The 24,956-nt window shown below is 69.1% G+C and carries 22 protein-coding genes; 14 read left to right on the top strand and 8 right to left on the bottom strand.

Annotation, left to right across the window (positions count from 1 at the left end; translation table 11 throughout):
- The first annotated feature begins 76 nt into the window (after positions 1-76).
- Genes ACIBL3_RS22460 through ACIBL3_RS22420 form a run of 9 tightly spaced genes read left to right on the top strand, consistent with a single transcriptional unit; the run spans position 77 to position 9,289 of the window.
- Positions 77-1,390 (top strand): ABC transporter substrate-binding protein, encoded by a 1,314-nt coding sequence (locus ACIBL3_RS22460; protein ID WP_396355459.1) that lies wholly within the window; start codon positions 77-79, stop codon positions 1,388-1,390.
- Between the two features lie 32 nt (positions 1,391-1,422).
- Positions 1,423-2,337 carry a carbohydrate ABC transporter permease gene (locus tag ACIBL3_RS22455; RefSeq protein WP_396355458.1) on the top strand — a complete coding sequence of 305 codons (915 nt, stop codon included), beginning with the start codon at positions 1,423-1,425 and terminating at the stop codon, positions 2,335-2,337.
- A gap of 4 nt (positions 2,338-2,341) precedes the next feature.
- Entirely contained in the window at positions 2,342-3,169 is an 828-nt protein-coding gene (locus ACIBL3_RS22450; protein WP_396355457.1) for a carbohydrate ABC transporter permease, read from the top strand.
- A gap of 4 nt (positions 3,170-3,173) precedes the next feature.
- Entirely contained in the window at positions 3,174-4,334 is a 1,161-nt protein-coding gene (locus tag ACIBL3_RS22445; protein ID WP_396355456.1) for a mandelate racemase/muconate lactonizing enzyme family protein, read from the top strand.
- On the top strand, positions 4,331-5,071 hold the full coding sequence (locus ACIBL3_RS22440; protein WP_396355455.1) for an SDR family NAD(P)-dependent oxidoreductase: 741 nt from the start codon (positions 4,331-4,333) through the stop codon (positions 5,069-5,071). Before ACIBL3_RS22445 ends, ACIBL3_RS22440 begins: the two co-directional genes overlap by 4 nt.
- Positions 5,068-6,192 carry an aldose 1-epimerase family protein gene (locus ACIBL3_RS22435; RefSeq protein WP_396355454.1) on the top strand — a complete coding sequence of 375 codons (1,125 nt, stop codon included), beginning with the start codon at positions 5,068-5,070 and terminating at the stop codon, positions 6,190-6,192. Before ACIBL3_RS22440 ends, ACIBL3_RS22435 begins: the two co-directional genes overlap by 4 nt.
- Before the next feature lie 15 nt (positions 6,193-6,207).
- Complete coding sequence (locus tag ACIBL3_RS22430; RefSeq protein ID WP_396355453.1) at positions 6,208-7,422, top strand: CaiB/BaiF CoA transferase family protein; 1,215 nt, start codon at positions 6,208-6,210, stop codon at positions 7,420-7,422.
- The gene (locus tag ACIBL3_RS22425) at positions 7,422-8,513 is read left to right on the top strand and encodes a hypothetical protein (RefSeq protein ID WP_396355452.1); all 1,092 of its coding nucleotides are present in this window, start codon (positions 7,422-7,424) and stop codon (positions 8,511-8,513) included. Before ACIBL3_RS22430 ends, ACIBL3_RS22425 begins: the two co-directional genes overlap by 1 nt.
- Complete coding sequence (locus tag ACIBL3_RS22420; protein WP_396355451.1) at positions 8,510-9,289, top strand: enoyl-CoA hydratase/isomerase family protein; 780 nt, start codon at positions 8,510-8,512, stop codon at positions 9,287-9,289. Before ACIBL3_RS22425 ends, ACIBL3_RS22420 begins: the two co-directional genes overlap by 4 nt.
- A gap of 5 nt (positions 9,290-9,294) precedes the next feature.
- On the opposite strand, the gene ACIBL3_RS22415 is transcribed toward ACIBL3_RS22420, so the two are convergent.
- The 3 genes from ACIBL3_RS22415 to ACIBL3_RS22405 form a co-directional block, all read right to left on the bottom strand.
- Positions 9,295-9,969 carry a FadR/GntR family transcriptional regulator gene (locus ACIBL3_RS22415; protein ID WP_396355450.1) on the bottom strand — a complete coding sequence of 225 codons (675 nt, stop codon included), beginning with the start codon at positions 9,967-9,969 and terminating at the stop codon, positions 9,295-9,297.
- A gap of 73 nt (positions 9,970-10,042) precedes the next feature.
- The gene (locus ACIBL3_RS22410) at positions 10,043-10,804 is read right to left on the bottom strand and encodes an SDR family NAD(P)-dependent oxidoreductase (RefSeq protein ID WP_396355449.1); all 762 of its coding nucleotides are present in this window, start codon (positions 10,802-10,804) and stop codon (positions 10,043-10,045) included.
- Entirely contained in the window at positions 10,801-11,661 is an 861-nt protein-coding gene (locus ACIBL3_RS22405) for a fumarylacetoacetate hydrolase family protein (protein ID WP_396355448.1), read from the bottom strand. Before ACIBL3_RS22405 ends, ACIBL3_RS22410 begins: the two co-directional genes overlap by 4 nt.
- 182 nt (positions 11,662-11,843) lie before the next feature.
- Here ACIBL3_RS22405 and ACIBL3_RS22400 point away from each other — a divergent pair, with 182 nt between their 5' ends.
- The 4 genes from ACIBL3_RS22400 to ACIBL3_RS22385 all read left to right on the top strand — a co-directional run bounded on the left by ACIBL3_RS22400 (position 11,844) and on the right by ACIBL3_RS22385 (position 14,716).
- Positions 11,844-12,122, top strand: coding sequence for a hypothetical protein (locus ACIBL3_RS22400; protein WP_396355447.1), 279 nt, complete (start codon positions 11,844-11,846; stop codon positions 12,120-12,122).
- A 278-nt stretch (positions 12,123-12,400) separates the two neighbouring features.
- On the top strand, positions 12,401-13,429 hold the full coding sequence (locus tag ACIBL3_RS22395; RefSeq protein WP_396355446.1) for a thiamine pyrophosphate-dependent dehydrogenase E1 component subunit alpha: 1,029 nt from the start codon (positions 12,401-12,403) through the stop codon (positions 13,427-13,429).
- A gap of 10 nt (positions 13,430-13,439) precedes the next feature.
- Positions 13,440-14,486: an alpha-ketoacid dehydrogenase subunit beta gene (locus ACIBL3_RS22390; RefSeq protein ID WP_396355445.1), complete on the top strand. Its 1,047-nt coding sequence runs from the start codon at positions 13,440-13,442 to the stop codon at positions 14,484-14,486.
- Positions 14,483-14,716, top strand: coding sequence for a lipoyl domain-containing protein (locus ACIBL3_RS22385; RefSeq protein ID WP_396355444.1), 234 nt, complete (start codon positions 14,483-14,485; stop codon positions 14,714-14,716). Before ACIBL3_RS22390 ends, ACIBL3_RS22385 begins: the two co-directional genes overlap by 4 nt.
- A 160-nt stretch (positions 14,717-14,876) precedes the next feature.
- On the opposite strand, the gene ACIBL3_RS22380 is transcribed toward ACIBL3_RS22385, so the two are convergent.
- From ACIBL3_RS22380 to ACIBL3_RS22370, 3 genes are all read right to left on the bottom strand, one after another.
- Positions 14,877-15,797: a LysR family transcriptional regulator gene (locus tag ACIBL3_RS22380; protein ID WP_396355443.1), complete on the bottom strand. Its 921-nt coding sequence runs from the start codon at positions 15,795-15,797 to the stop codon at positions 14,877-14,879.
- 61 nt (positions 15,798-15,858) lie between these two features.
- Positions 15,859-17,040, bottom strand: a complete 1,182-nt coding sequence (locus tag ACIBL3_RS22375; protein WP_396355442.1) for an NAD(P)/FAD-dependent oxidoreductase — start codon at positions 17,038-17,040, stop codon at positions 15,859-15,861.
- A 68-nt stretch (positions 17,041-17,108) separates the two neighbouring features.
- Complete coding sequence (locus ACIBL3_RS22370) at positions 17,109-18,716, bottom strand: LuxR C-terminal-related transcriptional regulator (protein WP_396355441.1); 1,608 nt, start codon at positions 18,714-18,716, stop codon at positions 17,109-17,111.
- A 95-nt stretch (positions 18,717-18,811) separates the two neighbouring features.
- Between ACIBL3_RS22370 and ACIBL3_RS22365 the strand changes: the two genes are divergently transcribed.
- A complete protein-coding gene (locus ACIBL3_RS22365) occupies positions 18,812-19,681 on the top strand; it encodes an alpha/beta fold hydrolase (protein WP_396355440.1) in 870 nt (289 codons plus the stop codon).
- Here ACIBL3_RS22365 and ACIBL3_RS22360 read toward each other — a convergent pair.
- Both ACIBL3_RS22360 and ACIBL3_RS22355 read right to left on the bottom strand, forming a co-directional pair.
- Positions 19,678-23,565 (bottom strand): hypothetical protein, encoded by a 3,888-nt coding sequence (locus ACIBL3_RS22360; protein ID WP_396355439.1) that lies wholly within the window; start codon positions 23,563-23,565, stop codon positions 19,678-19,680. The two genes, ACIBL3_RS22365 and ACIBL3_RS22360, sit on opposite strands and share 4 nt — an antisense overlap.
- Positions 23,562-24,647, bottom strand: coding sequence for an esterase/lipase family protein (locus ACIBL3_RS22355; protein ID WP_396355544.1), 1,086 nt, complete (start codon positions 24,645-24,647; stop codon positions 23,562-23,564). Before ACIBL3_RS22355 ends, ACIBL3_RS22360 begins: the two co-directional genes overlap by 4 nt.
- Positions 24,648-24,956: the final 309 nt, after the last annotated feature.

The following is a 24,956-nucleotide window of genomic DNA, read 5'->3' as shown; positions in this document are numbered from 1 at the left end:
AAACCCTTGACAACAGACAACAGACAACTAACAATCGACGCCCAGAAGCCAGTACTCACCACTTCAGGAGGGCGTCATGTCGACCGCCTCAGCTCCGGCGTACCGGAGGAATCGCACATCGAGGCGACGCTGGACCGCTGTCGCACTCGCCCCACTGCTGGCCGTCGCGGCCGGTTGCGGCGCGGCCGCGCCACAGAGCGCAAGCCCGGCGGGCAGCACGGAGTCCGGGAAGCTGGTGGTCTGGGACTGGCACTCCGGTGACGCGAAGACCAAGGAGTACTACGCCAAGGCGAAGTCCGACTTCGAGTCGAAGCACCCGGGTGTGCAGGTCGAGTTCGTGGCCCAGCCGTACGACCAGTACTACACGCTGCTCGGAACAGCGATCCAGGCCGGCAAGGGCCCGGACATCGCGATGTTCAACGGGGGCGCGCAGCTGCGCGAGCGAGTCACGTCGCTGCTGCCGCTGGACGACAAGACCGGTGAGCTGAAGGACCGGCTCGTCGGCTGGGACGCGTTCAAGAGCTCCGGTACGACGTACGCCGTACCGATCACGCTTCAGGGCTTCCCCTTCTACTACAACAAGGCCGTCTACAAGAAGGCCGGCCTCGACCCGGAGGCGCCGCCGAAGACGCTCGCCGAGCTGGAGGCCGGCTGCGCGGCGATCAAGAAGTCGGGCAACGCCTGCTTCAACCTCGGCAACAAGGAAGGCCTCGGGATCGAGTTCTTCCTGTCCGGCTTCGCGCCCGGCGTGTTCAGCCCGGCGCAGTACGACGCCTGGCTGGCCGGCAAGCGGGACTGGAAGTCGCCCGAGGTCAAGCAGGTCTTCGACCTGTGGAAGAAGTCCAACGACGAGGGCTGGTACAACAAGGGCGTCAACTCGACCGCCATGTTCATGGACCAGTTCACCATGTTCTCCGGTGGCAAGGGCGGCAACGTGATCGGCCTGATCTCCGACACCGCGCACTGGAAGGACTTCGACGAGTTCCTCGGCGCCGACCTGGGCGTCTACAAGTCGCCGGTGCTGAACCCGGCGAACGTGTCCTCGACCTTCCTGCCCGCCGAGGGTGGCATCGGGTACGGCGTGATGAAGTGGACGCAGAGTCCTGATCTCGCCGTCGACCTGATCAAGAGCCTCGCCGGAACGGACGCGGAGAAGCTGTTCTTCGACAAGGCCGGCGCGATCGCCGCCGACAAGACCGTCGACACCTCGTCGGCCGAGGTGAAGTCAGCCGGAGAGATCGTCTCGTGGCTGCCGGACAGCAAGCCGCTGCTGCACACCGCGCTCTCGGCCAAGACGCTCGATCTGATGCACCGGCTGTCCCAGCAGTTGATCAGCGGTGATGTCACCGTCGACGCGGCCCTGACCCAGTTGGCGGCGTCGGACAAGTGAGCTCGGCAGGAGACTCGACAGGGAAGCTGGCCATGGCACAGGCGATCACGGCGCCCCGGCGGACGACAGCCGTCCGCCGGTGGCACCTCAGTGAGCACAAGCTCGCCGTGCTGGTGCTGGTGACACCGGCGCTGCTGGTGATCGTGGGGCTGCGGATCGTGCCGCTGATCCTCGGTGCGCAGTACTCGCTCACCGGGGACGGCGCCCGCAACGGCGTGTTCGTTGGCCTGAGCAACTACCAGACGCTGGCCGGCGACCCGGTCTTCCGGACCGCGCTGAAGAACGTCGGCCTGCTGTTCCTGGCGCTGCCGGTCGCGGTCGCGGTGCCCGGGATCCTGGCGACCTTCCTGTTCCTGAAGGTGCCCGGTCACCGGTTCTACCGCAGCGTGTACTTCTTCCCGGTGGTGCTCTCGCCGGTCATCATCGGCGCCATCTTCAACATCCTGCTGTCCTTCGACGGTCCGCTGAACCAGGTGCTCGGGAAGCTCGGGGTCGCGCCGGTGGACTGGCTCGGCAACTCGCACCTCGCGATCTTCTCGGTCATCGGCGTGCACATCTGGGCGACGTTCGGGATGGCGCTGGTGATCTTCATGGCCGGCTTCTCGACGCTCGACCAGTCGTTGCTCGACGCCGCCTGCTGCGACGGCGCGAGCCTGGCCCAGACCGTCCGGCACGTGGTGATCCCGGAGCTGAGCCGGACGATCCAGTTCGTCTTCGTCACCACGATGATCGGGATGCTGACCGGGATGTTCGGCCTGGTCTACGTGATGACCGCGGGCGGTCCGGGCGGGTCGACGTACCTGCCGGAGTTCTACATCTGGGTCACGCAGGGGCAGATGAACAGCCCGGCGCTCGCGTCGGCGGCGTCGATGGTGCTGTTCGTCCTGATGTTGCTCGTCGGGCTCGCGCAGATCCGGCTGATCAAGCGCGCCACGAAGGAGGTGTGAGGCGATGCGCGAACGTGGTGTCTCCCGCTGGATCGTCGCCGTTCCGATGTGTCTGCTGGCGCTGGCCACGATCTACCCGATCCTGTTCACGATCAACGTGGCGATGAAGTCGCGGCGCGAGTACGTGCTCAACCGGTTCTCGCTGGCCGATCAGCTGACCGCGGTGAACATCGCGGAGGCGTGGAACTCCTCGGGTCTCGGCCGCTACACCTTCAACTCGGTGGTGGTCACCGCCGGCGCGGTCGCGTTGTTGCTGCTGCTCGGATCGATGGCCGGGTTCGCGTTCAGCCAGCTCACGTTCCGGGGGCGGAAGTGGTTGTTCCTGGTCTGCCTCGGCGCGCTGATGATTCCGTTCCAGGTGATCATGGTGCCGTTCTTCCGGGTGCTCGGGCAGACCGGCCTGCTGGACACGCACCTCGGGTTGATCCTCGCCTACACGGGGCAGTTCCTGCCGTTCACGATCTTCCTGATGACGAGCTTCTACGCGCGGATCCCGGCCGAGGTGGTCGAGGCCGCGCGGGTCGACGGCAGTACGACGCTCGGCGTCTACCGGCGGATCATGCTGCCGCTCGGGCGGCCGGCGTTGCTCTCGGTCGGCATCCTGAACGCATTGTTCTGCTGGAACGACGTCCTCATCTCACTGCTCGTCATGCAGTCCGAGGGCAACCGCACGTTGATGGTCGGAGTGACCGCCCTGCGCGGCCAGTACTCCGACGACATCCCGCTGTTCGCCGGTGGTGTCCTGGTCGCGGCGCTGCCCGTGATCGCGATCTACCTGTTCTTCCAACGCCAGATCACCGACGGCGTCACCGCCGGCTCGACCAAGGGATAGCGCCATGCGCATTACGGGGTATCGCACCGTCACGACGGTGCACGACTGGGGCCGCCCCATCGGTGACGTCAACGGCGCGGTGAACTCCGGCAAGACGTCGGTGCCGATCGTCGTCCTGACCACCGACACCGGTCTCGAAGGAATCGGCATCGGGTCGCTCGACGGCATCGACGTGGTCTTCCCAGCGCTGGACGGGCAGGACCCGCGGGCCGTGGTGGCACTGTACGACCGGATGCTCGCCTGGGTGTTCAAGCGCGGTCACGCCGGCGCAATGTTCGGTGCCATCGGCGCGCTCGACATGGCGCTGTGGGACCTGAAGGCGAAGGCGGTCGAACAGCCGTTGTGGCGATTGCTGGGTGCCCGCGACCACGTCGTGCCAGCATACGCGTCCGGCCTGGACGGACCGCTGACCGACGACGAACTGACCAGGTTGCACAAGCAGTTCGCCGAGTGTGGCCTGCAGGCAGTCAAGCTCAAAGGCGGGCTCGACGTTGCCGCGGACCTGCGCCGCCTTGACCTGCTGAGCGAGCTCTACCGGGACCAGACCGGGCATGCGCCCGCGCTGATGCTGGACGCGAACGAGTCCTGGTCGCGCAAGGAGGCAGTGCGGCACATCCGGCGGATCGAGGAGCACGCCGACCTCGCGTGGGTCGAGGAGCCGGTACGGCGCTGGGACGTGGACGGACTCGCCCTCGTCACCCAGTCGGTGAAGGCAGCGGTCGCGACCGGCGAGAACCTCACCGGACTCGAACAGTTCCGCCCGCTGCTGGCGGCCAACGCCGTGGACATCGTGCAGACGGGCAGCGTCTGGGGGATCACGCACTTCCTCCGGGTCGCCGCGCTGGCGCATGCGTTCGACCTGCCGATCAGCCCGGTCGGGTACGACCTGAACCCACTCGGCCATGCGGCGGCCGTCGTACCGAACCATCTGTCGATCGAGATCCAGGACCTGGCGTTCCCGGTCGGGATGACCGCCGATCAGGAGATCGTCGACGGCCACCTGGTCCTGGGGGACTCGCCCGGGCTCGGCTACTCGGTCGACGAGACCGCGATCGCCGGTCTCGGTGACTCGGCCGACTGGGGCGCGAAGGCCGGCCCGCATGTCCGCCCCGATCGCGCCGGCCGCCGGCTCGTCGGCAAGCCGGCGATCCGGAGCCGGTCGTGACGGCATCGGCGGTGGTGACCGGCGCGGGCGGTTCCCTCGGGCGGGCCATCGCCGTACGGCTTGCTTCGGACGGGTACGGCGTGGCGCTGCTGGATCTGCCTGGTGATGCGCTGGCCGAGTCCGAGGCAGCGGTCAAGGCGGCGGGCGGCCGATCCGCCGTACTGCCGGTCGACCTTCGAGACTCCGCCGCACTGGTCGCGACGATCGATGCGGCCGAGGACCGACTTGGCCCGTTGCAGGTGTTGGTGAACAACGCCGCGATCTACCCGGCGACGCCGTTCCTCGACATCACTCTCGGGGAGTACGACGACGTCGTCGCCGTCAACCAACGTGCGTACTTCGTCGCCGCGCAAGCCGCCGCGCGGTCGATGATCGCCCGGAAGGACGGGTCGATCGTCAACATCGCCTCGATCACCTGGCATGGCGGGTGGGAGAAGCTGGCGAGCTACGTCAGCACCAAGGGCGCGGCAGTCGCGTTCACCCGTGCCCTCGCGCGCGAGCTCGGCCCGGCAGGCATCCGCGTCAACGCGATCTCGCCGGGCGCGTTCCCGACCAAGGCGGAGACGATCCACGAGAACCCCGAGGCGTACACCGCGTTCGTGCTCGACCACCAGTCGATCAAGCGCCGGGGTACGCCGGCCGAGATCGCCTCGGTGGTGTCGTTCCTGACCGGCCCGGACGCGTCGTTCGTCACGGGGCAGACGATCAACGTCGATGGTGGATGGGTGATGGAGTGAGTCTGAACGTCTTCGGGGAGCAGTTGTCCGCCGCGGCGCTGCGAGAGCGGACCGGTGATCTGGCGAGCGTCGCGGGAGTCCGCGAAATCGAGCTGACCAACGGTGTCGAGCGAGGGGTGCGAGCTTTCCAGGTGCGCACGTCAGCCGGGCTCGAGTTCGAGGTGCTGGTCGACCGTGCCCTGGATCTGGGTGCAGCCCGGTTCCGCGGCGTACCGGTCGGCTGGCGGTCAGGCAACGGCTTCCGGCACCCGGGTTTGCACGAGAACAACGACGAGGGCGGACTGTCCTGGCTGCGTGCGCTCGACGGTCTGCTGGTGTCCGGCGGACTCGACCACACGCTGTTCGGCAACGAGGTCGACGCCGACCACTATCGCTACCCGCCGAAGCAGACGGTCGCGCACGGTCTGCACGGCCGCCTGACGGCGATTCCCGGCCGGCTGCTGGAGGCGGGTGAGGTGTGGGACGGCGACCGGTGCACCTTGCGCGTTCGTGGCGAGGTCGTTCAGGCCACGTCGTTCGGGGAGCACCTGCGGCTGACACGGACCGTCGAAGCCGACTTCGACGGACTCGAGCTCCGGTTGACCGACGTCGTCGACAACCTGGGCTTCGAACGGACGCCGCACATGTTCCTCTACCACCTGAACTTCGGCTGGCCGATCGTTGACGCGGGCACCGAGTTCGTCGCGCCGATCGCCGAGACGACCTGGCAGAGCGACTCCGTGAAGGAGCAAGGCGTCTCGTACCGCGTGCAGCCCGATCCGCAACCCGGCTTCGTGGAGCAGGTGTACGAGCACCGGCTGGTCCCCGACGCCGCCGGTCGGCACCGGGTGGCGCTCATCCGCGGCGACAGCACGCTCGGCGTCGAAGTGACTTGGGACGCGGCGACGATGCCGTGCTTCTTCGAGTGGCAGAACCTGCGCAGCGGCCAGTACGCCGTCGGCCTGGAGCCGTCGACCCACCACGTCGCCGGGGACGAGGCGGCGCGCGCGGACGGCTCGATGATCTGGCTCGAGCACGGCGAGTCGCGTACCTACCGCACCACGATCCGCGTCCTCGACGGAACCGATGCCACCAGCTCCGCCCGGGACGCCATCCGGCGCGTCGCCGGCCAACCCGACTGACTGGGGAAGAACTCGATGACTCACCGCATCCTGGACGGGTACCGCGTGCTCGACTGCTCGATCGCGATGGCCGGCCCGTTCGCCGCTCAGCGCCTCGGTGACCTCGGCGCCGACGTGGTCAAGGTCGAGCCGGTGACCGGCGAGTGGCAGCGGCACGCCGCCGCCGGCGGAGCACAGGGCAGCGCGATCAACGTGTCCTTCCTGTCGCTGAACCGGAACAAGCGCTCGCTCGCCGTCGATCTGAAGTCCACCGAAGGCAAGCAGGTGCTCCTCCGCCTGGTCGAGACCGCCGATGTGTTCCTGCAGAACTACCGCCCAGGCGTGGCCGAGCGGCTCGGGGTCGACTACGCGACGCTGTCCGCGATCAACCCGCGGCTGGTGTACATCTCGATGTCCGGGTACGGCGAGGACGGTCCGCACCGCAACCTGCCCGGACAGGACTTGTTGCTGCAGGCAAAGTCCGGCGCGATGCTGTCGAGCGGCCGGCACGGCGAACCACCCCAGCCCGCCGGGCAGTACCTCGTCGACGCGGTCACCGCGTCGACGGCCTTCGAGGCGGTCCTGGCTGCCCTGCTGCATCGCGAGCGGACCGGTGAAGGGCAACTGGTCAAGGTGAACATGCTGGACGCGATCACCACGCTGCAGATGCAGGAGCTGTCGGTGTTCACGGCGGGCGGAGTACCCCAGCAGCGAGGCTCCGAGCCACACGCTCACGTTTACATCAGAGCGCCGTACGGGACCTTCAAGACCGCTGACGGGTTCCTCGCGCTGGCGATGCCGGACCTGCCGACGCTGGGTCGGGTGATCGGCGAGGACACCTTCCTGGAGCTGGACTCCGAGGTGCACGGCTGGACGCATCGAGACGAGATCTTCCGCCGGACCGCCGACCGGTTGCTGTCCCGGACGACCGAGGAGTGGCTGGCCGACCTGACCGCGGCCGGGATCTGGTGCGGGCCGGTCTACGACTACGAGCAGCTCGTCAACGATCCGCAGATCCGGCACAACGGCACGTTCGTGGAATACGATCATCCGACCGAGGGCCGGGTGAAGACGCCGGGCTTCCCCTACACCTTCACCAAGACGCCGGCCACCGTCGAGCGCGGTGCGCCGCTGGTCGGTGAGCACACCAGCGAGGTGCTCGGTGAGGCCGGGTTCACGCCGGACGAGATCGCGAAACTCCTGGCCGCCGGCGCCGTCAGCGAGACCTTGCTGCCGGATCCGGTGCGGTGATGGGACGTCCGTCGTACCGCGGGCTCACCTGGGATCACCCGCGGGGCCGCGACGCGCTGATCGCCGCCGCTCGAGCCAGCGGGCTCGACCTGACCTGGGACGTGCATCCGCTGAGCGGCTTCGAATCCACGCCGATCGAGCAGTTGGCCGAGCATTACGACGTCATCGTGCTGGACCATCCACATCTCGGCGACGCGATCCGGCACGGCTGCCTCCAGCCGCTCGACGAGCTCGTCGACGCGGAGTTCGTGGGGCCGAGCGTGGCGTCGTACCGGATGAACGGCAGGCTGTGGGCGTGGCCGCTGGATGCCGCGACGCAGGTGGCCGCGACCCGGGTCGACCTCGTGGGCGCGCCGCCGCGGCTGTGGTCCGAGGTGGTGGAGTTGTCGCGTCACGCACCGGTGGCACTGTCGCTGGCCGGGCCGCACGCGTTCCTGACCTTCGCGTCGATCTGTGTCGCGCTGGGCGAGGAGCCGGAGCGGTTCGTGCCGACTGAGACCAAGAGCCGGGCGCTCGAGTTGATGAGAGAGCTGACCTCGCGCGCCCCGAGGCACTCGCTGGCGCTGGATCCGATCGGGCTGCTCGACGACATGATCTCGGACGACACGGTGGCGCACTGCCCGCTCGTGTACGGGTACATGAACTACGCCTCGATCACGCTGGATCGCCGGGTGACGTTCACCGGCGCGCCGAGTGAGCGGCTGGGGGCGCGACCCGGTTCGACGATCGGCGGCACGGGACTGGCGATCACCACGCGCTGTGTTGTCACGCCGGAGCTCCTCCACCATCTGCAGTGGTTGCTGTCGGCAACTGCGCAGGAAGCCTTTGTTCCGGCGCACTCCGGGCAACCCGCCCGATTGAGCGCGTGGCTGTCGGACCGGGTCAACGAGCCGGTGTCGGACTTCTACCAGGCGACCCTGCCGACGATCAGGTCGGCCTGGATCCGGCCACGGTTCCCCGGGTACGTCGGCTTCCAGTCCGAAGCGAGCGAGGTGGTCCGTGAGGTCGTGTCCGGCGTGGTGCCGGTCACCGTGGGACTGGACCGGATCGGCGCCGCGCACCGTCGGGTCGTAGAAGGGATTTCGGCATGATCGACCTTGGCACCGAGGACGTGCTCTTCGAGCAGCACCGGCACGTCGCGGTCATCACCCTCAATCGGCCGGCCAAGCTGAACGCTGTCACTGCGGAGATGTCCGCCGCGTTGGTCACGGCGGCCGGCTACTGCAACGAGTCCGACGACATCCGCGCGGTCGTGCTGACCGGGTCCGGGCGCGCGTTCAGTGCCGGGTCGGACATCCGCGAGCTCGACAAGTACGTCACCCCGTGGGACTTCCGGAACCGTGAGGACTACTGCGACTCGCTCAAGGTTCTGCGCAAGCCGGTGATCGCCGCTGTCAACGGGTATGCGCTCGGCGGGGGCCTCGAGACCGCCCTCATCTGCGACATCCGGCTCGCGTCGACGACCGCGAGCTTCGCGGCGGCAGAGGTCAAGCTGGGCTGGATCGGCGGCGGCGGGACGTCAGCGCTGCTGACGCGGTCGATCGGTCCGAGCAACACCGCGCTGATGCTGATGACCGGCGACCCGATCGACGCGGCGCGGGCGCTGAGCTGGGGGCTGGTCAGCGAGGTGCTGGAGCCGGCGGAACTGCTACCTCGTGCCCTGGACCTGGCCGCGACGATCGCCTCCCGCGCGCCGATCGCCGTCGAGACCGCCAAGGCCAACCTCGCGGCTGCCTACAACCTGCCACTCGACCAGGCGGTGGCGTACGAGCGCGATCTCCAGACAGTTTGCTTCGCCACCCACGACGCCGCCGAGGGGCGAGCGGCGTTCGCCGAGAAGCGCACCCCACGGTTCATCAGGGCCTGAGCTCGCTAGGACAGGTTGCGGCGGATCCAGTTCTCGATGCCGGCGACGTGGGACAGCGAGAGCGCGGCGGCGACGCTGGGCTGCCGTTCGCGGATCGCGAGGGCGATCGCGCGGTGCTCACGCTGCGTCTGCGCGAAGGAGTCTTCCTGGGTGACGCCGCGCCAGATCCGGGCCTGCTGGGTTCGGCCGGCGACGCTGTCGACGAAGGAGCACAGCACCGGGTTGCCCGCCGCCGCGGCGATGCGGTGATGGAACTCGAGGTCGTTCGCCACCACGTCGCCGACCGGGCTGTCTGCATCGACAGCCTCGGTCAGCGCGAGCAGCTGGGCCACGTCGTCGTCGCTCATCAGGAGCGCTGCCTTCTCGGCCGCCATCGGTTCGAGGGCACGGCGCAGTTCGAACAGGTCGAGGATGCTCGAGTCCTGGTGGAAGTCGATGATGAAGCTGATCGTCTCCAGCAGCAGGTCGGGCGACAGGCTGGTCACGTAGGTGCCGTCGCCCCGGCGGACGTCGAGGATGCGCAACATCGACAGCACGCTGACCGCTTCCCGCAGCGGGCTGCGCGAGATGCCGAGCTGTTCGGCGAGGTCGGCCTCGCGCGGCAGCCGGTCGCCGGGTTTGAGGCGGCCGTCGAGGATCATCGCCTTGATCTTCTCGATCGCGACGTCGGTCAGGGCCATCCGACTCCTCAGCTCAGTTGCTCGGGCTGCTCATTGCTCGAGTTGCTCGGCTTGCTCAGGTTGCTCAGATTGCTCAGTTGCTCGGGCGCAGTCGCAGCGTAGCCATGCCGCCGTCGACGGCCAGCGCCGTACCCGCTGTCGAGCCCGAGGACGGCCCGGCCAGGTAGACGACCGCGAGGGCGACCTCCTCGGCCGACACCAGCCGGCCGTGCGGCTGCCGGGCGTCGAGTGCGGCCCGCTCAGCCTGGGGATCCGGAGCGGCGTCGAGCAGACGCTGGACCCAGGGAGTGTCGGCCGTGCCGGGGTTGACGCAGTTGACCCGGACGCCTTCGCGGAGGTGGTCGGCGGCCATCGCCAGGGTCAGCGACTGCACCGCTCCCTTCGTGGTCGAGTACAGCGCGCGCTGCGGAATGCCGGTGGTCGCGGCGACCGACGCGACGTTCACGATCGCGGCAGCCGGCGACTTCCGCAGGTAGGGGAGGGCGGCCCGGCTGACCCGGACCGCGCCCATCACGTTGACGTCGAACACCTGGTGCCACTGGTCGTCCGGGTTGTCCTCGACGGTGCCTTGCGCGCCGACGCCGGCGTTGTTGACCACCACATCGATCCGGCCGTAGGCCTCAGCGGTCTGCCTGACCGCCGCCTGGACGCTCTCGTCGTCGGTCACGTCGGCCTTGATTCCCAGCACCTCGGCCGGAACGTTCGACGGGTCGAGGTCGATCGCCGCCACCCGAGCCCCGCGGGCGGTGAGCTCCTGGACGACCGCTGCGCCAATGCCCGAACCACCGCCCGTGACGATCGCGACCAGGTCGGCGAACTCTCCTCCGGCGCTCACTGGCCGGCCCCGTACGCGAGGTACTCCTGACGCTGGCGACCCAGCCCGTCGATCTCAACCTCGACCACGTCGCCCGGTTGCAGGTACGGGAACCGGCCGGACAGCGCGACTCCCTCTGGCGTCCCGGTCATGATCAGGTCGCCGGGGTCGAGCACCATGTACTGGCTCAGGTGGTGGATGACGGTGGCGACGTCGAAGATCTGGTCGGCCGTGTTCGAGTCCTGGCGTGGCTCGCCGTTGACGAAGCTGCGCAGGCCGAGCTTCTGGTGCTCCACCTCGTCGGGCGTGACGAGCCAGGGGCCGACCGGGCTGAAGCCCGCGGCGATCTTGCCCTTGCTCCACTGGCCGCCGGAGACCTCGAGCTGGAACGCTCGCTCGGACAGGTCGTTGGCGACCACGAATCCGGCCACGTGGTCCAGGCTGTCGGCGGGGGAGTCGAGGTACGATGCCCGCTTGCCGATCACCACACCGAGCTCGACCTCCCAGTCGGTCTTCGTGCTGCCGCGCGGGATCGTCACCGGGTCGTTCGGTCCGGCCAGTGTGTTCGGCGCCTTGAAGAAGATGACCGGGAGCGACGGGGGCTCGGCGCCGGATTCGGCGGCGTGCGCGGCGTAGTTCATGCCGATGCAGACGATCGCGCCCGGCTTCGCGATCGGAGCGCCGATCCGCAGGCTGCCGGCGTCCTCGACCAGCGGCAGCTCACCAGCCGCGAGCGCCGCTGCCACGCGAGCCGGACCGTCCGACTCCCAGAACCCGGCGTCGAGGTCCTTGGTCAGTCCGGCGAGGCTGCGTACGCCGTCGTGGCCCACGACGACGGGCACCTCCGCGCCGGCGGGACCCAGGCGGGCGAACTTCATCGACTACCTCCAGAGATCGTATCTTTCGACCGTATTGTGCTGATGTGCTGGCTGATTCAGCCACATTGACAGGTCAAACATGTGATGTCTAGCCTCGTCTTCACTCGTGAGACCCCTGGAGCCGTCGATGCACTTGAGTGACTTGCCCCGCTTCGGTCTCTCAGAGTCTGGGGTCCGCGCGAGTGTCGAGGAGTCACTCACTCGCATGGGCCTGGACCGGGTCGACATCCTCTACGTGCACGACTCACATCGAGCCGGATCTCGACGTCGTACTCGTCGTCGTTGCGGGCGACGGTTCGCTCGGCACGCCGGAGGGTCGCCAAGAAGTTGCCAGCGGCAATCTCGTCTGGCTGCCTCACGGCGCGGTCCGTGCACTGACCGCGGGCGCGACCGGGCTGTCCTACCTGACCGTCCACCGCCGCCGCCCCGGCCTGCAGATCAAGCTGCGCCCAGCGCGATAACCGGTGGGGTACGTCGCCACGCGTCGCCGTCGTCGTGCGCGACGTCACGCCCGGCTCGATTTTCACTCCTCATCGGCATGCTTCCGGCAGAGCGGGCGACAGCGCACCACCAAGGCATCGGCGCACGCTTCGTCGCGTCCTGGACGTAGCGGTGGTGCTGTGCTTAGGCTCGAAGGTGGCCAGTCGGCCTCTCGTGTGATGTCCGTGCTGGCCGGTGTTGAGCCCAGCAATCTCCACGCCAACGTTTCCAGCGGGAGAGTCGTGCACTGGAGGCCGTGATGACGACACACGCAGCACCCTCGACGTCGAGCCCTCAATCGGGTGAGACCTTCATCGACCCCGCCGTGCGGGTGGGGCTCTACGAGACCATGGTTCTGTGCCGCACCTACGAGGAGGCGATCCTCCGGGAGTACCACGCCGACAAGGGACCCGGCTTCGACATCGGCAAGGGGCTTGTCCCCGGGGAAATGCACCTGTCGGCCGGGCAGGAGCCCGTAGCGGCGGGCGTTTGCGCACACCTGACCATGGGCGACGCGGTTACCGCGACGCATCGCCCGCACCATTTGGCGATCGCCCACGGCATGGACCTGCGGAAGCTGACCGCGGAGATCTTCGGCCGTGAGACCGGTCTCGGCCGTGGACGCGGTGGCCACATGCACTTGTTCGACCCCGATACGCACTTCTCCTGCTCGGGGATCATCGCCGAGGGGTACCCACCCGCGTTGGGGCAGGCGTTCGCGTTCCAGCGCCGCGGCGGCGGCGAGATCGCTGTCGCGGTGACCGGTGAGGGTGCCGCCAATCAGGGAGGTTTCCACGAATCGCTCAACCTGGCGGCCCGATGGACGCTGCCGGTGGTGTTCGTGATCGAGGACAACGACTGGGCCATCTCGGTGCCGCGCTCAGCGTCCACGGCGATCGGCTCGAACGCCGTCCGTGCCGCGGCGTACGGCATCCCGGGCGAGCGGGTCGAGGACAACGATGTCGAGGACGTGTACGGCGCCGCGCAGCGTGCCGTTGCCCGCGCCAGGGCGGGGCAAGGGCCGTCGCTGATCGAGGTGCACACCCTGCGCCTGTGGGGCCACTTCGAGGGCGACGCTCAGGGATACCGCCCCGAACTCGCCGACGTGTCGACGCACGACCCGATCCCGCGCTACGAGCAGACCTTGCGCGCGGCCGGCCACCTCGACGACGCCGCCGTGGCCCGGATCAAGGACACCGTGAGCGAGCGCGTCGAGGATGCGATCACCTACGCCAAGAACAGCCCTGTGCCCGATCCTGCGTCGGCCACGTCCTACGTGTTCGCCTGAGGAGACGACGATGACGATCATCGACACTCCGGCGGCGCCCGCGCCCCGGGCGAGCCGTCGGCTGACCACGTCCAAGGCGATGGTCGAGGCCATTGCGCAGGAGATGGAACGCGACCCCGCGGTGCTCTACCTGGGCGAGGACGTCGGCGCCTACGGCGGAATCTTCAGTTCGACCACCGGCTTGCTCGAGCGGTTCGGGCCGCAGCGCGTCATCGACACCCCGATCTCGGAGACCGCCTTCATCGGCCTCGGCATCGGCGCCGCGGTCGAGGGCATGCGCCCGATCGTGGAGCTGATGTTCGCCGACTTCATGGGCGTGTGCCTGGACCAGATCTACAACCACATGGCGAAGATCCACTACGAGTCCGGCGGGAACGTGAAGGTCCCGATGGTGCTGACGACCGCTGTCGGCGGGGGCTACTCCGACGGCGCGCAGCACTCGCAGTGCCTGTGGGGCACGTTCGCGCACCTGCCGGGCATGAAGGTCGTAGTCCCCAGCACCCCCGCCGACGCGAAGGGCCTGATGACCTCGGCGATCCGTGACGACAATCCGGTCGTCTACATGTTCCACAAGGGCGTGATGGGGCTTCCGTGGATGGCGAAGAACGCCCGCTCCACCGATGAGGTGCCCGAAGGTGACTACGCCGTACCCATCGGCAAGGCGAGGGTCGCCCGCGAGGGCAGGGACGTCACCGTCGTGACCCTGTCCCTGTCAGTGCACCACGCCCTCGACGTCGCCGAGAGTGTCGCCGGTGCGGGCGTCGACGTGGAGGTGCTCGACCTCCGCAGCTTGGTGCCCCTGGACCGTGAGGCGATCCTGACATCGGTGGCCAAGACCGGCCGACTCGTCGTCGTGGACGAGGACTACCACTCGTTCGGTCTGTCCGGCGAGGTGGTCGCCACCGTCGCTGACCACGACCCCACGCTGCTGCGGGCCCCGGTGCAGCGGGTCGCGGTGCCCGACGTACCCATCCCGTATGCTCACGCACTCGAGTACGCGGTCCTGCCACGCCAGGACCGCATCGAGAAAGCTGTGCGCGCCGCGGTGGCCGGATGACCGACGTGCCTTTCCCCGCGTTGTCGACGGAAAGGCCGGACGCGGAGGGAGTGGTGGCTACCTGGTTCGTCGGAGACGGCGCCACCGTCACCGCTGGCCAGTTGCTCGCCGAGGTACAGGTCGACAAGGTCTCGGCCGACGTGACGGCACCCGTCGGCGGTGTGGTGCGCCTGCTCGCGGCGGAGGACGCCGCGGTGACGCAGGGGAGCTCGATCGCACGCATCGAGTGAGCCGCCGACGAAACGTACGGCTGCTCGGTGGCTTCTCACCGGACGCAATCACCATCGCGTGGGGATGGGGACGATCGCGGAGCTGCCACCCCGACACACGACAACGAGAACGAACTGCACAAGCACCTCACCCACGTCGCCGTCGCCCAGGGGGCCACGGCTAGGTCCGAAGCTGATGCATACTCGCGACGGCCTGCTCGGCCAGGTTGGTTGCGACCTCGGTGGCGATCTTGATCGCTTGTGCCGCGAGGGGTGACTGGGAGGATCCGGCCGGCCAGTGCAGGTACATCTCGCGGGCAGGCGATGGTTGCAGGTGGTGGATGCTGAGCCGGTCGTCGGTCAAGGCGTCGGAGGCGTGGAGGGCCAGCCATGGCAGGACCGCCGAGCCGATGCCCGCGCGCACCATCGACATGATCGTTTCGTGGCCGGGAGTCCGGAACACGATCCGTGGTTGGGCGCCCGCGGCGGCGAGCGTTCGTTCCAACCAGATTTGGTGGTAGGTGGGCGGCCAGGCGACCATCGGCGCGTCGTCGAGCAGCTTCACCGGTACGGCGCCATCGGGGAAACTGCCGGCCCTCGCGACCAGGAGGTAGGGCTCGTCGAGCAGCTTGACCTGGTCGACGTCGCCGGCGACAGGCCCGTCGTAGAACAACAGGTCGAGATCGGCGATCCGCGGGTCCTCGGGTTGTACGTCGTACAGCCTGATGTCGCAGCCGGGGTGCTCGTCGAGCAGTCGGCGGATGACGGCCGGGAGGATCAGGTTGGTGACGCTTTGGAAGGTGCCGATGTCGATGCGGCCGTTGCCTGCCTTGAAGCGGTCGACGGCGTCGGTCAGCCCCTCCGACTGCCTGAGCAGATCGCGGCCGTGGGTCAGAACGACCTCGCCGAGGGGAGTGACCCGGACCGGTCTGGGACCTCCGGGCCGGTCGAAGACGGCGCCACCGACGGCCCGCTCGAGGGCGGCGATCTGCTGGCTGACCGACGATTGGGTGTAGCCGAGCCGGGCCGCCGCTCGCCCGAACGTGCCTTCCTCGGCGATGGCGACCATGGTCCGCAGATGGCGCAGTTCGACGTCAGCCACGAGCGACAGCATAGTCGACAGCGATCGACCTGACCGAAGACCATCGCCTTTCGCGATGCACCTACCCGGCGGCGAGGATGCGGCCGACGTTGTCGTCGGCGAAGTACTGCGCGGGGGAGAGTGCGCCGGAGATCACGCTGACGAATCCGTCCATGGCGTCCTGGTTGCCGTGGGCGGCTGCGAGGAGTTGCTGCATCTCCACCGGCGGCGGTTCGAGGGTGGCCAGCTGGGACGTGAACTCGTACAGCGGCATCGCCTGGGTGTCGCGTTCCTGGTGCCAGGTGCTCATCACGTCGTCGAACGGTTTCCCGCCGCCGAGCCAGTCGTCGATCGCTTGGCTGCAGCGCTCGGCGTCGTGGAACGCGTCGGTGATTCCCTGGGCGGTGATCGGGTCCTTGTTGTAGCCGGCATCGCCGACGAGTGCGTAGCCCTCGCCGTACGGTTTGCGGAACCAGCCGGGCAGGGAGCCGCCCAGGAACGGCGCGACTTGCTGCGCGCCTGCGAGCCGGGCGGCGAACGACGGAACCAGTTCGAGGGTCTTGTAGAAGTTGCCGGCGACATCGGCTTTGAAGGCCTGTGCTTCGGCGTGCGGCCAGCCCATGACCACCATGGTGAGCCCGTCGTTGGTCGGGGCGGCGCCGAAGCCGCGGTCGGGGCGGATGTAGGTCTCGAAGCCGCTGACCGGCAGGCCGCTGAAGTAGGTGAAGTAGGCGTACTGCAGTCGTGGCTTGGTGTTGTAGTCCTGCGCGCCGACCGCCTTCGCGACCTTGCTGTTGCGGCCGTCCGCGCCGATCACGAGGTGCGCACGCTCCTCCTGGTCCCCAATCCGGACACCGGTCACCTGGCCGTCTTCGATCAGCACGTCGTCGACATTGCAGGCTTCGCGTACTTCGACTCCGGCCTCGCGGGCAGCGTCGACCAGGATCTTGTCCAGGACCGTACGACGCGGTGCGTACGCGGTGTCGATGCCGTCGACCGGCCGGGTGGTCCCGTTGATGACGACCGGTCCGAAGTCGAAGGAGTACTGCGTGATCGGTGGGCATCCGCTGGCGACCACCCGATCGAGCAGGCCCCAGCGAGCGAGGGCCGCCACCCCGGGAGCATGGATGATGTGGGTCGACAGCGTGTCGCTGGGAAAGGTCGCGCGGTCGACGGCGAGGACGCGGTAGCCCTTGCGTGCCAGCAGCATGGCGGTCGGCGCCCCCGCGACCCGGGTTCCGACGACGATGGCGTCGTACTTCATGGCTCCTCCTGATGACAACGTGTCACTACCGTCTCCGGTGCAGGCGGATCCGGTATCGGGGAGCTCCCCTATTTCGGGGCAGGTTCCCGGCGTACGGCGTAGGCGGCGGCCTCGGCGCGGTTGCGCAGGCCGAGCTTGACCAGGATGTTGCCGACGTGGTGCTCGACGGTCTTGCGGCTGATGAACAGCCGCTCGGAGATCTCCGGGTTCGACAAGCCTTCGCCGAGCAACCGGAGGACGTCTTCCTCCCGGCGGCTGAGCGGGTTGCCGGAAGGTGCCGGCGGCCGGACTTTCTGACCCAGCTGCCGCAGTACGGCGGTCGCCGCATCGACGTACTGCGCCGCTTGGAGCATCTCGAAGCTGCGGAGCGCGTTCCGGGCTTCCGCGACCGCGACCTCGGGGTTGTCCTGGCTGCAGGCGCGGGCGAGGTCCAGCCGGCACAGGCTCGCCTCCAGCGGGAGCTGGGACTGGTTGAAGCCGTCGAGTGCCTCACGGAGCCAGCGCTTCGGGTCACCATCTCCGGCTCGACCGCGCGCGAGAGCAACGAGCGCGTTCGCGTACGGCGACGGGTGCTCGTCCGCGCAGGTCGCCATCGCTTCGATCATTGGTTGCGGATCTTTGCCGGTGGCCAGTTGTGCGTCGACGAGCAACGCGAGCAGCGGCAGGCACGCGCTGGTCCGAGGATCGGCCCGGCGTACGGCGTGTTCGAGCAGGTCGACTGCGACGGCGTACTCGCCCCGCGCGAGGTGCAGCGCGGCGCGAGGCTGGACCGAGTCGTTATCCGTCAGTCCGTCCAGGAGCGCCGCGGCCTCGTCGTACCGGCCCTGCTTCATCCGCAGATCGGCCAGTCGGGCGAGCGCGCCGGCCTGCAGCGTCCGCCGCCCGAGCGCCCACAGCCGCACCGCCGCGGTGAGTGCCGCATCGGCCTCCGGCCACCGACCGGCGGCCGTGAGAATGCCGCCGTAATGGGTGTGGCAGTAAGCGCTCACCGCGGGCAGCCGGCGCTGCTCGGCGACCCGCTCGCCGAGCCTGATCCACTGGTCGGCACGCCGTACGTCGTGGGCGTGTTCGCAGGCCGAGAACAGCTGGCAGAAGATCTCCTCGACGACCATGAAGCTGTCGACCTCACTGCCCGCAACCGCTGCGCAGGCTTCGTCGAGCAGCAGCATGCCCTCCTCGGTGCGGTCGTCGTGCACCAGGCTCGCCCCGAGGTACGCCACGGCGGCGAAGGCCAGGTCCGGGTCATCGGTACGGCGGCCGATCTCGACGGCTCGCTGGAAGTCCGTGTTCTTGCGCGTGCGGTCGGCCTCGAACATGCCCTCCGTCAGGGCGACCCAGCCGGCCTCGTTGGTGTCGGAGCCGTCACCCAGCAGGGTCTTCGCCCTCGCGATCCAGCCGCTGGCGACGGCCCAGTCGCCGGAAGTGGACCCGTGCATCCCGCCGAGCATCCGCGCGACCCGGGCTGCGCCGGCGCTGTCCCCGGCGCCCCGATAGCCGGCGTACGCCGACTCCATCTCGTGCAGTGACCGGTCGTACTCGAGCAGTACGAACGACGCCGAGGCGAGAACCTCCAGCACCTCCGGGCTCGGCTCGGCTCGCTCCAGAACCGCCCGCGCCGCGAGGGCGTCACCCCCGCGCAGCGCCGCCCGCCCCTCTGCGATCAGCTCAGCCGTCACGTCGCGATCACCCCTGTGGCAAGTCCACGGGATGGGCGACACTGTGGTCAACCCCAGCTGCGTTACCCGGCGCTTACAAGGAGAGAGGCGATGGCGTGACGGTTGATGAAGTGCTGGCGGCTCACCGGGACGCCGGACGGGAGTTCACGGCAGGCGGCGTGCGGAGCTTCGTTCTCGACGACGGATCGCCGGACGCGGAGGCGGTTGTCTGTCTGCACGGCGTGCCGGCTTCGTCGTTCTTGTACCGCGCAGTGGTGCCTGAGCTGGCACGACGTGGGCTGCGGGGGATCGCGTTCGATCTGCCCGGGCTGGGGTTGGCCGAACGACCGGAGGACTTCGACTATTCCTGGACAGGGCTTGGTCGATGGGCGACGTCTGCGCTCGATGCGCTGGGCTTGGATCAGGTGCACCTGGTGGTGCACGACATCGGGGGACCGGTCGGCTTCGAGGTGGCGGCCGCGGCGCCCGGCCGCGTCCGTTCCATCCTGCTGCTGAACACGATGGTTGCCGTCGACACCTTCCGCCGGCCGTGGGTGATGGAGCCCTTCGCCCACCGAGGTCCAGGAGAGGCATGGTTGACGGCGACGCGGGTACCGGCGATCTTCCGCACGCTGATGCGGACGATCGGCGTCAGTTCCGACGTACCGACCGAGGCCGTCGACGCGTACGTGCGCCTGCTGCTCGGGGATGACAACGGCCGTGCGTTCCTGCGGATCATGCGATCTTTCGAGCGGACCGCCGAGAAGCGGCGGCTGTACGAGGAGGTCGTCGGCTCCGGTGCGCGCCCCGTCGGCGTGTTGTGGGGTAGCAAAGACACCGCGCTGCCGCTGCGAACCTACGGCGTACAAGCCCGTCTCGCAGCACGGCTCGACGACATCCCCACGGTCCCCGGCAAACACTTCCTCCAAGAAGACTTCCCCGCCGAAGTCGCCGCAGCCGCCGCCACCCTCGCCGGCCACTCCTAGGGCTCGACAAGCTCGAGTGCGTAGTCTCCGGACCCGGCTGTCCGCAGGACGATTCGCCCGTCGTCCTCGATCCGCACCTGCGCAATCGGATGGTCCAGCGCCAGTCCCGCAACCCGCGTACCCGCGGCCGGATCCCAGACGGTCAGGTTCCCACTCGTGGACCCGGTGACCAGCACAGTCCGCCTGTTGACCTCGCCAAGCGCCACGCACTCGACCGCCGCCGCGCCGTCCGCAGGCCCCTGGATCCGTCGACCGTCGGTCACCGAATACAGCCGCGCCTGTCCGCCACAAGCAGTTGCCACCACCGCGCCCCGGCCCGGAAGGTTGCCCAGGGCCACCGACGTCACCGGCTCCAGCGGAGGTTTGACCTCGAGCAGGTCCCAGCCCTGTTCGAGCACGTACGACGGGAGTTCCGCGAACGGCCCCGCGATCGCCCGGAGCGGGCCGGTGGGACTCGTCCGCCAGATCCAGGCCGCGCTCTCGACCGCGCCGGTCACCAGCACCGGCTCACCGTCCAGTTCCCCCTCCGCCGCGACGAACTGCGGCCAGTCGGCCGGCCGATCCGCCCTGAGCGACCGGCGTCCGCGCCAGTCCCGCGACGGCCTCCGCCCCAGCTCGTCCGGCACCGGCACCTCCTCGAACCGGCCTTCCCAGTGCGTCGCACCGCCCGGTTCGCCGAGGCGGGACAGCTTCACCTCGCCCGGCTCGCTCAGGTCGTCGATCTGCTCCAGTTGCACGATCGCGGTGTGGTCCTTGTCCGGGGCCGACAACACGATCCCGTGCCCGTCGACCGCGCCGACCGCGACGGCCCGGACGCGCTCGGGGTACGGCGTCTGCTCGACGTACTCGAATCCTGCGGTGAACCAGTGCAGCCGGTTGCCGACGCCGGCCACGACCACGAACAGGCTCCCGATCCGGCCGGCGGTCATCACGTCGTGCATGCTGCCCCGTCTGGTGGTGACCGGATCCGTTCGCCAGATCTCGGCACCGCCGGGATCGAGCAGCAGGATCGGGTACTCACCGGCCCCGGGCTCCTCCTCGACCGCGACGAACAGGAGCGTGCCGTCCTCCTCGACACCGAAGCCACGCACCGTACGCTGCTCGAGACCCGGCGGTACGTCGACCGGCTGCAGAGTCACCGCGTCGACGATCACCAGCGTGCCGTCGAGGGGAACACCGGCGATGACGAGGCAGTCGTTCAGCCGGCCCACGCCCATGCTGTGCGCGATCCGCACCTCGGCCGCGGCGATCCGGTCGCGGGTCCGCGCGTCCCACACCGCGAGCACACCGTCATAGCCGGCCGTGACGACGACGGGGCGCCCGTCGAGGCCGGCCACGGCCACGGAGGTCGTCGTGGAGCCGAGGTCGATCGTGGCGGCGACGTCCGGCACACCGGTCCGCGGATCCCACAGCACCACCCGCTTGTCGATCGCGATCGCGACGGTCGGGCGATCCCCGACGTACCCGAATCCGAGACCCCGCACCTTTCCGTCGGTCCCGTACGTCGACTCGAGGTCTGCCTGCCAGCCGAGGTTGCCTTCGACCATGCGGAGCCACGGGACCCCGGCGATCCGCCCGACCTCTTCGCCGAGCGGACCGGTGTCGGGGCCGTAGTCCTTGAGTCGCGCGTGCAACTGGCCGGCGAGTTGAGCGGGATCGCGGGTGAGGGCGATCCTGCTTCGGCGCAGCGTGCGCTCGACCACGTCCGGAGCCTGGAACGTCGAGACCGACCTGATCAGCGCCGCAGTGTCGTCGCGACGCGTGGAGTCCTGGTCGGACCACGCTCTCGCCGCCGCGATCGTCTGCCAGGTCTGGTCGACGCCCAGCAACTCGATGGCCCGGAGCAGCCATACGGCGTTCCTGACCAAGTCGACGAGGCCATCGGAGTCCGGCGGCGTCCGATCCGCATCGACGACGAGATGGTCCGCGGTGTAGCGGACGGCGTAGAAGTTGGCGTCGGTCCAGGCGCGCTTCATCAGCTGCGAGGCGATCTTGCGGTGGCCCTCGGCGTAGTCGGCTTGGACGTGGAAGTGTTCGACGAAGGTCTGGTGGGCCAGGCGATACGTGCTCTGACCGGCCTCGCCGTCGAGCATGACGTACGGCGCGGCCGCGACCAGGAGGTTGTCGAGATCGGCCTCGCCCGGGTGCCCGCCGAACGCTGCCGCCGCGGTGGCCCAGATGCCGTCGGCGCGGGGCAGACCGCGGCCGCGGGCGTGGGCGAGAGCCTCGAGCAGCGGCAGAAAGTTGTCGTCGGCAACCGACAGCCGGCGTACGGCGGCCGCGAACAACCCGCGGTGGTCCTGGGCCAGCAGCTCGTCGAGCTCGGTGCGGGGGAGCTGACCGGGATGTTCGCGGATCTCGTGCACCGCCAGCCTGGCGTACAGGAAGTGGCGGTTCCGGGCGCCGATCCGCTGCGCGATGTCCGCCACCGGCAGGTCCGGACGGGCGGCCCGCAGCCGGCGTTCGACGTACTTGACGACGGCAACGGTGTCGAGCCCGACCGTGACCGTACTGATCTCCCCGAGCGCGTCGAGCAGGTTGCTGTCGTCCGGCTCCGGCAGGTCCGGCCCCTCGTTGGTCGAGCGGCGGGTGCCGACCAGAAGCCGGCACACCGGCGCGAGGGGTCGCAGTACTGTCCCCGCCACCTCGAGTGGTTCCTGCGCCTCGTCCAGCGCGTCGACCAGGACTGTGAGCGGCGCGGTACGGCGTTCGATCGCGTCACGCAACTCTTCGACCTTCGCGCCGAGCTCCATCGCGGGATCCGGTGCGTCCAGCCCGAGGTCGACCGCCACCCGCTCGACGACGTCGGAGGTCGAGAGTCCCGTCAGCAGGACGACGGCGTCGAAGACGTTGTCAGCGGGCTGCTCCGAAGCCGGCAGCCGCTCGACCCGCCCGGCCTGGATCAGCAACTCGCGGAGCTCGGGGTTCGTGTGGACGACGACGTTGCCCAAGACGGCGGACTTGCCCGAGCCTGCCGGGCCGGTGATCGCGAGCAACCCGGCGTGGTTCGTGTCCAGCCAGCCCGCGATCGCGCGACGTTCCCGGCCGCGGCCCTCGAAGTACCAGGTGTGCTCGCCCAGTTCGGTGCCCTGCGCCTTGGGCACGAAGAAGCTGCGCTGATCCGGCGGCAGCCCGGCGATGAACTCCTTGATCTCGGCGTACACGTCGTACGTCGCGGTCACGGCCTGGCTCAGCGCCCGCGGCCGGATCAGCGGGCGGGCCTTGCCGAGACCGGTCCGGATCGCCCGCCCGATCTCGAGCCGGTCCTCCAGCCGGCCGACGAGATCGTCGATCCGGATCACGTCGTCGTTGTCGTAGGACCGCAGTACGGCGGTCAACGCCTGCGGCACCGACTTCAGGAACGCCGGTCCGTCACCACCCGCACCGAGCAGAGCGAAGCGCTTCGGCGGGTTCGGGTTGACCAACAGCTCGGCCGCCACCAGTTCGACGAACCGTTCGGCGCCGCACGCCTCGATCAGGACCAGCGTCCACGCCTCGGCATCCTGCTGCCGGCCGATCCACTCGTCGCCCAGGTGTGCCGCGACCTCGGCCGCGTTGTGGCCGGTCCCGATCCGGTCGCGCTTGGTGCCGAAGGACGCGAGCCAGGCCTTGGCACCGTTCGACTCGCCGTGCCCCACCCAGACCAGGACCGAGCTCCGCGGACCGTCCCGGTCGGCCCAGCTGTCCAGTTGTCGCCGTACCCACTCCGCATCGCGGTCGCCGCCGAGCGGCCAGGTGTGAGCATCCCCGCCGTACGGGGTGAGTAGGCCGGCGATCTCCTCGGCGTCGGTGTCTGCCGCCACTGGCTCGAACGGCCAGTCCCCGTCGGTGGCGTACTGGCTGATCGGGACCGCGAAGATCGAGAAGGCCGCGTCGTTCGTCATTCGCCGGCCTCTTCGGGGGCGTAGTCGTCGGGGGTGACCGCCATCAGTTGCTGTGTGACGGCGGGGGCGCCGCCGCCCTTGACCTCGACCCGGTAGACCCCGGGCCGCGACAGCGTGACAGTGGCGGTCAGGACGTCGTCCCCGCTCAGCGGCGGCCAGGCGACTTGGCGGTGGCTCAAGGCGTCGAAGACCCGGCACGAGGTGCCGCTCGCCCGGGCGTTCCGGACCGTCACCGTGACGGGCTCGGCGGTGGAGACGACGTCCGGTACGTCGATGCCGATCTCGCCGACGCCGAGCGGCGGTCCCGCGGTCCCGTTGAGGAGGACGTCGCGGACCTTGGCAATGGCGTGCGAGTCGGCCGGCAGCGCACCGTGTGTCTGGGCCAGAACCTGTGCTTCCAAATCGAAAGCGGCCGCGGCACGACGGAACACGGTCTCGTCGCCGAAGAGATTCTCGCGTCGCAGGATCCGGCCGGTGTGGTCGGGCCAGCACGTGTGCATCAGCGGTGTCATCGTCGCGCCGTCCAACGACAGGCTCTGCATCGTGGGCTGCTCGCCGCCGACCAGCAGCCGCAGGTTGCCGGGCGGGCCGGCGATCAGCTTGGCGTGGCGGTCGGCGGATTCCTGCGCAAGGGTCTTGTCGCCGCCGAGCGAGTGCACGTCCTCCGGACTCAGGTAGCGAACGGTCTCCCCGTCGTCCACACACCTGTAGAACGGCAGCAGGTCATGCAGGCCCGGCATGTTCTTGACCAGCTTGCGGAGCCGCGAGTGGGGGAGCGGCACCGGTCCGCCCCGCCCGGTATTGAAGATGTACGCCGCCTTCACGGAACCGTAGTACGGCGTCCCCAGCGTCACTGTCGTCCGTACGGCGTCCGCGCCGCCGAGGACCCGGGTGAAGTACCGCGCGACCAGTCCGCCCATCGAGTGCGCGACCAGGACGACCTTCGCGTCCGCGCTGCCGTCCGGATGGGTCTGCCAGCGTTTGAGGTGCAGCTCGACGAACTTGGCCAACTGGTGAGCGTTGTACTCGACCGACAGCCGCCAGTCGTACGGAAACTCGCCGAGCGCGTCGCGGTGAGCCAGTGCCGGGCGTAGCTCGTCGACCAGCCCTGGTGTACGGCTCGAACCCTTTGAGAATCGGCGCGAACGCAGGTGCCCGGAGCAGTCCGACCGGGCGAATTCGCCCGACCTTCCCGGCCCGCTCCGCGTCCGTGACGGCCAACCGCTGCAGGGCCGTCTTCGAGGTCCACGCCTTGACGAGCCACCCCGGCTCGTCCAGCCCCCACAGCGTCTCCCGCGACTCGGTGTCCACGAGCGCGCTCCCCATGATCCCCGGCAGCACGATCACCGCGTCCCGGCACACACCCCCACCCGCAACATCCACCACCCCCA

Source organism: Kribbella sp. NPDC050124 (assembly GCF_044460355.1).
Classification (GTDB): domain Bacteria; phylum Actinomycetota; class Actinomycetes; order Propionibacteriales; family Kribbellaceae; genus Kribbella.
The sequence above is the reverse complement of the archived record's forward strand: the minus strand, read 5'-3'. Positions and strand labels throughout refer to the sequence as shown.